This is a genomic window from Oryzibacter oryziterrae, assembly GCF_021864535.1.
Taxonomy (GTDB): domain Bacteria; phylum Pseudomonadota; class Alphaproteobacteria; order Rhizobiales; family Pleomorphomonadaceae; genus Pleomorphomonas; species Pleomorphomonas oryziterrae.
Genome location: NZ_JAKJIC010000033.1, coordinates 23,856 through 32,787 on the forward strand (window position 1 = coordinate 23,856; position 8,932 = coordinate 32,787).

The 8,932-nt window shown below is 65.8% G+C and carries 17 protein-coding genes; 10 read left to right on the forward strand and 7 right to left on the reverse strand.

The genetic code is table 11. From position 1 onward, the window contains the following. Positions 1–25: 25 nt before the first annotated feature. Positions 26–1,273: a phage major capsid protein gene (locus L2I41_RS20800; protein WP_237155543.1), complete on the forward strand. Its 1,248-nt coding sequence runs from the start codon at positions 26–28 to the stop codon at positions 1,271–1,273. Positions 1,274–1,384: 111 nt separating this feature from the next. Here L2I41_RS20800 and L2I41_RS20805 read toward each other — a convergent pair whose 3' ends face one another. After that, positions 1,385–1,954: a type II toxin-antitoxin system VapC family toxin gene (locus L2I41_RS20805; protein WP_237155544.1), complete on the reverse strand. Its 570-nt coding sequence runs from the start codon at positions 1,952–1,954 to the stop codon at positions 1,385–1,387. After that, entirely contained in the window at positions 1,944–2,225 is a 282-nt protein-coding gene (locus L2I41_RS20810; protein WP_237155545.1) for a hypothetical protein, read from the reverse strand. The genes L2I41_RS20805 and L2I41_RS20810 overlap by 11 nt, the downstream gene beginning before the upstream one ends. Before the next feature lie 94 nt (positions 2,226–2,319). Between L2I41_RS20810 and L2I41_RS20815 the strand changes: the two genes are divergently transcribed. Genes L2I41_RS20815 through L2I41_RS20840 form a run of 6 tightly spaced genes read left to right on the forward strand, consistent with a single transcriptional unit; the run spans position 2,320 to position 4,878 of the window. Next, entirely contained in the window at positions 2,320–2,889 is a 570-nt protein-coding gene (locus tag L2I41_RS20815; RefSeq protein WP_237155546.1) for a head-tail connector protein, read from the forward strand. Next, complete coding sequence (locus L2I41_RS20820) at positions 2,886–3,296, forward strand: DUF3168 domain-containing protein (protein ID WP_237155547.1); 411 nt, start codon at positions 2,886–2,888, stop codon at positions 3,294–3,296. The genes L2I41_RS20815 and L2I41_RS20820 overlap by 4 nt, the downstream gene beginning before the upstream one ends. A 26-nt stretch (positions 3,297–3,322) precedes the next feature. Continuing rightward, positions 3,323–3,736: a phage major tail protein, TP901-1 family gene (locus tag L2I41_RS20825; protein ID WP_237155548.1), complete on the forward strand. Its 414-nt coding sequence runs from the start codon at positions 3,323–3,325 to the stop codon at positions 3,734–3,736. Positions 3,737–3,738: 2 nt separating this feature from the next. Continuing rightward, the gene (locus L2I41_RS20830; RefSeq protein ID WP_237155549.1) at positions 3,739–4,122 is read left to right on the forward strand and encodes a gene transfer agent family protein; all 384 of its coding nucleotides are present in this window, start codon (positions 3,739–3,741) and stop codon (positions 4,120–4,122) included. Next, positions 4,119–4,307: a rcc01693 family protein gene (locus tag L2I41_RS20835; RefSeq protein WP_237155550.1), complete on the forward strand. Its 189-nt coding sequence runs from the start codon at positions 4,119–4,121 to the stop codon at positions 4,305–4,307. Before L2I41_RS20830 ends, L2I41_RS20835 begins: the two co-directional genes overlap by 4 nt. Beyond that, positions 4,291–4,878: a phage tail tape measure protein gene (locus L2I41_RS20840; protein ID WP_237155551.1), complete on the forward strand. Its 588-nt coding sequence runs from the start codon at positions 4,291–4,293 to the stop codon at positions 4,876–4,878. The genes L2I41_RS20835 and L2I41_RS20840 overlap by 17 nt, the downstream gene beginning before the upstream one ends. A 25-nt stretch (positions 4,879–4,903) precedes the next feature. Here the strand turns inward: L2I41_RS20840 and L2I41_RS20845 are convergent, their stop codons facing one another. After that, positions 4,904–5,155 (reverse strand): HP1242/YdcH family protein, encoded by a 252-nt coding sequence (locus L2I41_RS20845; protein WP_237155552.1) that lies wholly within the window; start codon positions 5,153–5,155, stop codon positions 4,904–4,906. Positions 5,156–5,264: 109 nt separating this feature from the next. Here L2I41_RS20845 and L2I41_RS20850 point away from each other — a divergent pair, with 109 nt between their 5' ends. From L2I41_RS20850 to L2I41_RS20860, 3 genes are read left to right on the forward strand one after another with little or no spacing between them, the layout of a single operon-like run. Beyond that, the gene (locus tag L2I41_RS20850) at positions 5,265–5,897 is read left to right on the forward strand and encodes a DUF2460 domain-containing protein (RefSeq protein WP_237155553.1); all 633 of its coding nucleotides are present in this window, start codon (positions 5,265–5,267) and stop codon (positions 5,895–5,897) included. Continuing rightward, complete coding sequence (locus L2I41_RS20855) at positions 5,894–6,775, forward strand: phage/gene transfer agent baseplate hub protein (RefSeq protein ID WP_237155554.1); 882 nt, start codon at positions 5,894–5,896, stop codon at positions 6,773–6,775. Before L2I41_RS20850 ends, L2I41_RS20855 begins: the two co-directional genes overlap by 4 nt. Next, positions 6,775–7,206 carry an NlpC/P60 family protein gene (locus L2I41_RS20860; RefSeq protein ID WP_237155555.1) on the forward strand — a complete coding sequence of 144 codons (432 nt, stop codon included), beginning with the start codon at positions 6,775–6,777 and terminating at the stop codon, positions 7,204–7,206. The genes L2I41_RS20855 and L2I41_RS20860 overlap by 1 nt, the downstream gene beginning before the upstream one ends. Positions 7,207–7,213: 7 nt before the next feature. Here the strand turns inward: L2I41_RS20860 and L2I41_RS20865 are convergent, their stop codons facing one another. The 4 genes from L2I41_RS20865 to L2I41_RS20880 all read right to left on the reverse strand — a co-directional run bounded on the left by L2I41_RS20865 (position 7,214) and on the right by L2I41_RS20880 (position 8,690). Further along, on the reverse strand, positions 7,214–7,540 hold the full coding sequence (locus L2I41_RS20865) for a type II toxin-antitoxin system PemK/MazF family toxin (protein WP_237155556.1): 327 nt from the start codon (positions 7,538–7,540) through the stop codon (positions 7,214–7,216). Further along, positions 7,537–7,764 carry an antitoxin MazE-like protein gene (locus L2I41_RS20870; RefSeq protein ID WP_255720372.1) on the reverse strand — a complete coding sequence of 76 codons (228 nt, stop codon included), beginning with the start codon at positions 7,762–7,764 and terminating at the stop codon, positions 7,537–7,539. Before L2I41_RS20870 ends, L2I41_RS20865 begins: the two co-directional genes overlap by 4 nt. Positions 7,765–8,043: 279 nt before the next feature. Beyond that, the gene (locus L2I41_RS20875; protein ID WP_237155558.1) at positions 8,044–8,448 is read right to left on the reverse strand and encodes a type II toxin-antitoxin system VapC family toxin; all 405 of its coding nucleotides are present in this window, start codon (positions 8,446–8,448) and stop codon (positions 8,044–8,046) included. Continuing rightward, positions 8,448–8,690, reverse strand: coding sequence for a type II toxin-antitoxin system VapB family antitoxin (locus L2I41_RS20880; RefSeq protein ID WP_237155559.1), 243 nt, complete (start codon positions 8,688–8,690; stop codon positions 8,448–8,450). Before L2I41_RS20880 ends, L2I41_RS20875 begins: the two co-directional genes overlap by 1 nt. Positions 8,691–8,932: the final 242 nt, after the last annotated feature.

Here is an 8,932-nt window from a genome sequence, read left to right on the forward strand (position 1 = left end):
CTTCCCTAGAGCATAAGGACAGACCATGACGAAAGACATCGGCACGGTGCCCGAGACCAAGGGCACCGGCGACATCGCGCACGCCTTCAACGACTTCATGAACGCCTTCGAGCTGTTCAAGGAAACGAACGATCGGCGGCTCGACGAGATCGAGCGTCGCTCGGGCGACGTGCTCACCGAAGAGAAGCTGACGCGCATCGACGAGGCGCTCGACCAGCAGAAGAACCGCCTCGACGGCCTGCTGCTGAAGGCCAACCGGCCGCAGCTGTCGGGCGCCGAGACGCCGCGCCCGCTCACCGAGCTCGAACACCGCTCCGCCTTCGAGACCTACATGCGCACCGGCTCCGAGCGCAAGCTGGCGGTACTTGAGGCCAAGGCCATGTCGGCCGGCACCGGCACGGCCGGTGGCTATGTGGTGACGCCGGCGGTGGAAGACGAGATCGGTCGCCGCCTGCTTGCAATCTCGCCGATCCGCTCCATCGCCAGCGTGCGGCAGGTGTCGGTGGGCACCTACAAGAAGCCCTATCGCGTCACCGGCACCACGGTGGGCTGGGCGGCGGAAACCGCGAGCCGCACCGAAACCACTTCGCCGGTGCTGTCGGAACTCTCCTTCCCGGCCATGGAACTCTACGCCATGCCCTCGGCCACCCAGACGCTGCTCGACGACGCGGCGGTGGACATCGAGAGCTGGCTGGCCGAGGAGATCGAACTGGCCTTCGCCGTGCAGGAAGGCGCCGCCTTCGTCAACGGCAACGGCACCACCCAGCCCAAGGGTTTCCTCGCCTATACCAATGCGGCGGAATCCTCCTGGGCCTGGGGCGGCCTCGGCTATGTGATCACCGGCGTCTCCGCCGGCTTTGCCGCGTCCAATCCGTCGGACAACCTGCTCGACCTCATCTACACGCTGAAGGCCGGCTACCGCCAGAACGGCACTTTCGTGATGAACCGCAAGACGCAGGCGGCGGTGCGCAAGTTCAAGGACTCGACCGGCAACTACATCTGGCAGCCGCCGGCAGTGGCGGGCGGCCAGGCGAACCTCCTCGGCTTCCCGCTGGTCGAAGCCGAGGACATGCCCGACGTGGCCGCCAACAGCTTTTCCATCGCCTTCGGCGACTTCAAGCGCGGCTATCTGGTGGTGGACCGCATCGGCACCCGCGTGATGCGCGACCCCTTCAGCGCCAAGCCCTACGTGCTGTTCTACACCACCAAGCGCGTCGGCGGCGGCGTGCAGGACTTTGACGCGATCAAGCTCCTGAAGTTCGGCACGACTTAATTCACTTCGGCGCAGCTCCTGTCCCTCCCGTCTCCCCAGGAGCTGTCCGAAAGGCGGCGCCGGCGACTTCCTCCCGCCGGCGCCGCCAAATTCTATGCGAAGGGGAAACGGTCAGACACGGTAGTTGGCGACGATCGCATCCGGGACCAACTGCGAAAGATAGTCGAAATCGGCGATGTTGCGCGTCAGCACGGCAACCCCGAGCGAGCGGGCTTGCAGGAGGATCAGGGCATCGTTGAGAAAGCGGTGCTCCTGTCCCTGATGGCGGGGAATTTCCTGCAGTCGCAGCAGCAGGCCTGTCAGGATATTCGCCTCGATCCAGTGGCTGTCGGACGGCGTATGCGTTCGAGAGGGCGGGATTGCCGCGACGGCGCCGCGGAGGGCGTCCTGCACGGCCGCTGTGCCGGCGTGCTGTGGGTCGAGCCGCCCGAAGGCATGCAGCAACTCGCCGATGCAAACCACGGAATGATGTCGGGTGCGCAAGTCGAGATCGGCATCCAGGCTGGTGCTGGTGCGACCCTGCAGGATGTCGATGTAGACGCACGTATCGAGCAGGACGGGCAGACCCCTCAGGCGGGGATCGTCCTGCCAGAGCAGCTCGGCGTCGCCGCGTCGCTGCAGCTGTCGTCCGCGCTTGTGTGGCTTGAGCCGACGCAAGGCCTTGTCGAGGTCAAAACTCAAGATCGACGTCCGTGGGGATGCTGCCCTTGAGCGCGCGCATGCGCTCCATGAAGTCATCCTCGGCGGCGAGGCGCGCCAAGGCAACTTCGAGCAGATCGGACGAACTTTGAACGCCGGTTCGTGCGCGGGCCGCCTCAAGCAATCGCGAGGATACCCGCGCCGAGAAGCGCGCGTCCTTTCCCGATCCGATCAGGCCGTGTGTCCGGGCGAACTCAAGATCGTCCCGGTCGCGCTGCCGGGCGACGACTGGTGTGTGTCCCGTTTCAGGCATGGTTCAAACGGCTCCGGTTTGTCTGACCCAAATATAAGCTTTGTCAGACAGTCGGACAACCCACTTCCCAACCCGCAAGACAATGGAGTTGCCCATGGCTACTCGCCTTCTCTCCGCCCCGGTGGTGGAGCCGATCACGCTTGCCGAACTCAAGGCCCATCTCAATCTCGACGGTAGCGGCGAGGATGAGGTGCTGACCACGCTGGTGGTGGTGGCGCGTGCCACCATCGAGCGGCTGACGGGCAAGCTTCTGTTGACCCAGAGCTGGCGCATCACGCTCGATCGCCTGCCGCCCGGTGGGATGTTGCGCCTGCCGCTCGGGCCGGTGCAGACCGTCAGCGCCGTGCGCGTCTACGATGCCTATGGCACTGCGACCACCTGGCCGGGGTCGTCCTATACGCTCGATCTGGTCGGCGAGCCGGCGCGGCTCTTGTTCAACGACAGCCTGCCCAATCCGGGCAAGCGGCTCAACGGCATCGAGATCGACGTGGTCGCCGGCTTCGGAGCGACGGCGGCGTCGGTGCCGGCGGAACTGGTGCAGGCCGTCAAGCTGCTCGCCGCCCATTGGTATGCGACCCGCGGCGACGGTCCCAATGCGTCCAGCGTGCCGGACGATGTGCTGGCACTGGCGCTCGGCCATCGCGGCCTGAAGCTGATCGCATGACGGCGCGGCAGACGGCGGCGATCGCCGCATTGCAGACGGCGCTGACCACGGCCTTCAAGGCCGACGCGACGCTGACCGGCCTCGTCAAGGGCCGCATCCACGACGGTCTGCCGCGCGGCCCGGTGATGCCCTGCCTGGTATTCGCCGACGCGCGCGGCCGCGACTTTTCGAGCGGCGACGGCACCGGTGCCCGCGTGCTGCTGGCGCTGGAAGCCTATGCCGGCGACACCGAACGCAGCCGCGCCCTCGCGGTGCTGGATGCGGCGCTGGCGGTGGCGACGACGGCGCCCCTCAGCCTGACGACCGGCAGCCTCACGCTGATCCGCGTGAGCGACACGCAGGTCGACCGGACTCGCGATGGCGCCTGGCGGGCGCGGGCGGTCATCGACGCACTCATTGACCAATAACTGCCAAATCATGACAGGAGCAGAGCATGGTGGCTCAGAGAGGACGCGACCTTCTCCTGAAGGTCGACAGTACCGGCGCGGGTGTCTTCGTGACGGTGGCGGGACTGCGCGCCCGCAAGCTGGCCTTCTCGGCCGGCACGGTGGACGTGACCGACGCTGACAGCCCCGGCCGCTGGCGCGAGCTGATCGAAGGGGCAGGCATCCGCCGCGCTTCCATCTCCGGCAACGGCTTGTTCCGCGACCAGGCGGCCGACGAGACGGTGCGCGGCATCTTCTTCAACGGCACGCTGAGGAACTGGCAGGTGGTGATCCCGGACTTCGGCACCGTGCAGGGTGCCTTCCAGCTCACCGCGCTCGATTACGCCGGCACGTACGACGGCGAAGTGACCTATGACATCGCGCTGGAATCGGCCGGCGCACTGACCTTCACGGGAGCCTGACCATGACCAACAGCTATCGCGGTGAAATCTCGGCCGTGCTCGGCGGTGCCGAGCGGGTGCTGCGCCTGACCCTCGGCGGCCTTGCCGAACTCGAGGAAGCCTTTGGCGCCGAGGACATGACCGATCTCGCCCGCCGCTTTTCCAGTGGCACGCTGAAGGCGGCCGACGCGGTGAAGGTGATCGGCGCCGGTCTGCGCGGCGCCGGCGAGGCCATGACCAACGCCGACGTTGCCGGCCTGCATGTGGAGGGCGGCGTCGCCGGCTATGTCGACATCGTCGTCCGGCTGATCGCCGCCACCTTCGGTCTTGATCCGGCCAGGGAGGGAGAGCGCCCTTTGGCCCCTCCGGCGGAGACGGCGCCCGCGCCTTCCCCTGGGACGAAGTGATCGGTTTCGGGCTCGGTGTGCTCCGGCTGCCGCCGGACGCCTTCTGGGACCTGACGCCACGTGAACTGGCGCGCGCCATCGAGGCGGTGCGCCCGCGTGGCGCTTCGCCCATGGACCGCCGGGCACTCGACGCCCTGATTGCCAGCCATCCCGACAGGAGTGGGATTCATGACCAACAAGTCTGACACGAGCGGCCTCGGCGCCAGTCTCGACGACAACCTCGCCCGGCTCGATTCGCTGAAGAGCGCCGCCGACGGCTTCTCCGGGGCCTTGAGCTCCGGGCTGAAGGCGGCGGTTATCCAGGGCAAGGCGCTGGATGACGTGCTGAAGCAGATGCTGCTGCGCCTGTCGGGCAAGGCGCTGGAAGCGGCATTGACGCCGCTGACCGATCTCCTGGGTACGCTCGCCAAGGGCTTGGCGGGCGCGATCGGCAACGGTCTCAAGGGCTTGGCAGGCGGCGCCGTGCCCTTCGCCAAGGGCGGGGTGGTGCCGTTCGCCGGCGGTGGCGTTGTCGCGACGCCGACCTACTTCCCCATGCCGGACGGGCGCACGGGCCTGTTCGGCGAAGCCGGGGCCGAAGCCATCCTGCCGCTGGCGCGCGGCGCCGACGGACAGCTGGGTGTGAAAAGCGGGGGAGGCGGCGTGTCCGTCACCTTCAACGTGACCACGCCGGGTGTGGAGGGCTTCCGTCAGTCGGAAGCTCAGATCACTGCAATGCTAGCCCGCGCCGTCGGACGGGGACGGCGCGGGCTATAGCGCTGAGGCCCAACGAGGAGGGGTGTCAAGCCACTGCGCGTTTATTGGCGGCAACAAGCGCCGCGATCTCTTCTCTGAGGGCAAAGCGATGCTGCTTCAGATAGTCGAGCAGCGAGTCCGTCGCCGGCTCCACCAGTAGTTCGATACGATGAATGCGGCGATTGAACTCTTCATACGCATCCGTCAGGTCGCAAAACGAAAGATCGTCCTGACGGAGGGCGTGGATCACATCCATATCGCGGGCGAATTCCGCGGCCAGTTCATGCGGGATCTGCACGTTTTCTACTCCGTCTTGTTCATGATCCGACCCTAGACTCGCAGCAGTTTTCGGGCCTTGAGGTGGATCAAAAAAGAACTTCGCCTTCTAACGGACCGGATTTGTCACTATGTCATCTTTCCATGAGACCAGCTTTCCTCTGTCCGTTGCCTTGGGCGCGAGTGGAGGACCTGAGCGGCGCACGGATATCGTTTCGCTGGCTTCGGGTCGTGAAGTGCGCAACAGCCGATGGGCCGACAGCCGCCGCCGCTATGACGCATCGAGTGGAATCAAGACGCTGGACGACCTGTCCGCAGTGATCGCCTTCTTCGAGGAGCGGCGCGGCCGCCTCTACGGATTCCGCTTTCGCGACCGCGCCGACGACCGGTCCTGCGCGGCGGGGCTCGCGCCTGCGCCCCTCGACCAGCGCATCGGTACCGGCGACGGTGGGACCAGGAGCTTCCAGCTGATCAAGACTTACGGAAGTTCCTTCGCCCCCTATGTGCGGACCATCGCCAAGCCGGTGGCCGGCAGCGTTACGGTGGCGGTTGCCGGCACGACGCTTCCGCCCGGCTCGGTGGCGGTGAACACGGCGACCGGCATGGTCACCCTGGCAAGTGCGCCGGCCAACGGAGCGGCGGTGACGGCGGGTTTCCTGTTCGACGTGCCGGTCCGCTTCGACACCGACCAGTTGACGCTGGAACTTGCACATTTCAACGCCGGCAGCCTGCCGGCCATTCCGCTGATCGAGGTGCTGCCATGAGGACGCTGCCGGCGGGATTGGCCGCCCATCTGGCGGGCGAAGCGACGACCCTTTGCTCGGCCTGGATCGTGACACGCAAGGACGGCGTCCTCTTCGGCTTCACCGATCATGACCGGAGGTTGACCGTGGCGGGCGTGACCTGCGAACCGGCCACCGGCTTCGATCGCAGCGCCGCGAGCCGGGGCGCGGGCTTTGCCGTCGGCGAGGAGGAGATCGCCGGAGCGCTGTCCTCCGACCTGATCACCGAGGCCGATCTGGCGGCGGGGCTCTGGGATGGCGCGACCATCCGCGTCTATCTTGTCAACTGGCAGTCGCCCGGCGACGCACTGTTGCAGCGCACCGGGGTGCTGGGCGAGGTGGTTGCCTCCGACGGCGGTTTCCGGGCGGAAGTGCGCGGCCCGACGCATCTCATCGACCAGCCGCGAGGCCGCCTGTTTTCGCGCGGCTGCGACGCCAACTTCGGCGACAGCAGGTGCAAGCTGGCGCTCGGTTCCTGGCGGACGAGTGCGACGGTGGCGGCGGGCTCGGACGACAGGGTGATCTATGTCAGCGGAATCAGCGGCTTCTCGGCCGATTGGTTCGGGCGCGGCACGATTGCTTTCACCAGTGGTGCTCTGGCCGGCAAGACGGCGCCGATCGACGAACACCTGGACGATGCCGCCGGCATCCGTCTGCTGCTGCGCGCCGCGCTGCCCGCAGTTCCGGCGACGGGAGACTCGGTGACGCTGACGGCCGGCTGCGACAAGCGCTTCGAGACCTGCCGCGACCGCTTTGCCAATCACGAGAATTTCCGCGGCTTCCCGCATATGCCCGGCAAGGACTTCGTCTTCTCCTATGCCCGCGGCAACGGGACCGATACCGGCGAGGTGCTGTTCTGATGACGGACGACGACATCGTGCGCGAAGCGCTGACCTGGCTCGGCACACCCTACCGCCATCAGGCCTCGCTGAAGGGGGTAGGCTGCGACTGCCTCGGACTGGTGCGCGGCGTCTGGCGCGCCTGCATTGGACCGGAACCGGAGACCATGCCCGCCTATACACCCGACTGGGCGGAAGCGAACGGGTTCGAACTGATGGCCGACGCCGCCGGACGGCACATGACCGTGGTGCCGGCGGGGGATCTGCGGGTGGGCGACGTGCTCCTGTTCCGCTGGAAGCCGGGCTATCCCGCCAAGCACGCGGGGATCTTGATCGAGGGCGATCGGTTCATCCACGCCCATGAAGGCGCCGTGGTGGCGCTGGCACCGCTGGACCGGTGGTGGCGGGGGAAGCTGGCGGGCGTGTATCGGTGGCCGGGGCGCATCCCTTGACCGAGTATCAATCCGCAAGGCCTATCATCAGTGAAAGCAGGTTGCCGAGGGCCGTAAGTTGGCCTTCGCTCAATCGGCCAATGACGGGACCACATTTTCCGCGTGGATAGGCGAGGATCTTGTCGATCATCACTTGTGACGGAAGGCGCAGCCCGTTGGAGTCCTCTGGGTCGACTTGCAGCCGGTAAAACGGCGTGTCGGTAAGCGTGCTGGTCAGCAGCGCAACAAGAACACTGTCGCCGCCAGCAAGCCTGTCCGATTGGATGACGACCGCTGGGCGTGGCTTGCCGTAGTCACCCGGAGCTGAAACCGTGACGATGTCGCCGCGCTTCATTCCGGCGGCCACTCGAAGGCGTGAGCAATGAAGTTCAGGGCGTCCTGTTCCTCAGCCCGACCGCGCAGCACAGCCGCCTGCCGGGCAGCTTCCTCTGAGAACTCCGGTCGATTTGGATCGGGAACCCAAACCCTTATGAGTTTCATCCCGCGCCGGGCCTGAGCGTGTCGATAACGCTGAAGCTTGCTCGCAGGCGCGGCTCCGGACGACTTAACTGCTGGCATCGAACAAAACCTCACTACCGCGCCAATATAAGGCAAGTTTGGCCCGAAGGCGAGATCGTCAGCCTTTCGCGTGGTAGAGCCTGACCCGAAACTCTCTAGTGGTTCTCATGATTCTGACATTTGCTCGGCGCTTTGTATCAGACCGATGCAAATGTCAGAATCGAACCACTAGTAAGTCATTGTTTATAGTGGAATTTTAGAATTTTACATTTGAGCGCGCGACCGATGTCTTCTGGGACACAAATGTAAATTTCACTCCACTAGGCGTGGGCATCTGGCTCATTCGATCGTCACCAGATCGGTTTGGCGGAACTCGTCGGCGGTGGCGAGGATCGGGGCATCGTGGTGGCGGGCGCAGGCGTAGTGCAGGCAGTCGCCGAGGTTGAGGCCATGGCGGCCGCTGCGGAAACGGTGCATGGCGTCGAGGGCGAGTCGGGTCAGGTCCGATGCCGGCGGCATGTCGCGAATCTCGATGCGGCGGGCCTCCAGAAATGCACGCACGAGTGACTCTGCCGCTTGCGTCGAGATGTTGAACTTGTCGGGTCTGGCCAGCGCCGTCACCACTTCCAGAACAGCCACCGGCGAGGTGAAGGCCTGCGGATGGCTGGACAGGGCCGCCGCCACGCGCGCGGCTTCGGGTTCGTCGCTGAGGATGGCGATGATGGCGCAGGCGTCGACGAACATCACGCGTCCCACATGGCGTCGAAGACGGAGCGCGGCAGCGGGGTGCGGGCGTTTTCAGAAAGCGCGATGCCGAAGGTGTCCCTGAGGCGGGCCGCGGTCGCGAGCGGCGTTTCGGCCAGCGTCCGCCGATCGATGGCTTCGCGCATGGCGATGATGATTGCCTCGGAAATGGACACGCCTTCCAGGCGCGCGAATGTCCGCGTCAGATCGTCGGCCTCGGCATTGGTGACGTTGATGGTCATCGAAGACTCCTGTCGATGTAGATAAGATAGTCCATCGATGTAGATTTTTCAATCCGATCAGAATCTGCAACCAAAAGTAAAGCGGATCTCCTCCCATGGCGACACTTCTTCTCGCCGCTGCCGGCTCTGCGCTCGGCGGCGTCTTTGGCACGACGGCGGCGATCATCGGTCAGGCGGCCGGTGCGGTGGTCGGCGGCCTGGTCGACAACGCGCTGTTCGGCGACCATTCAGCGCGCGAGATC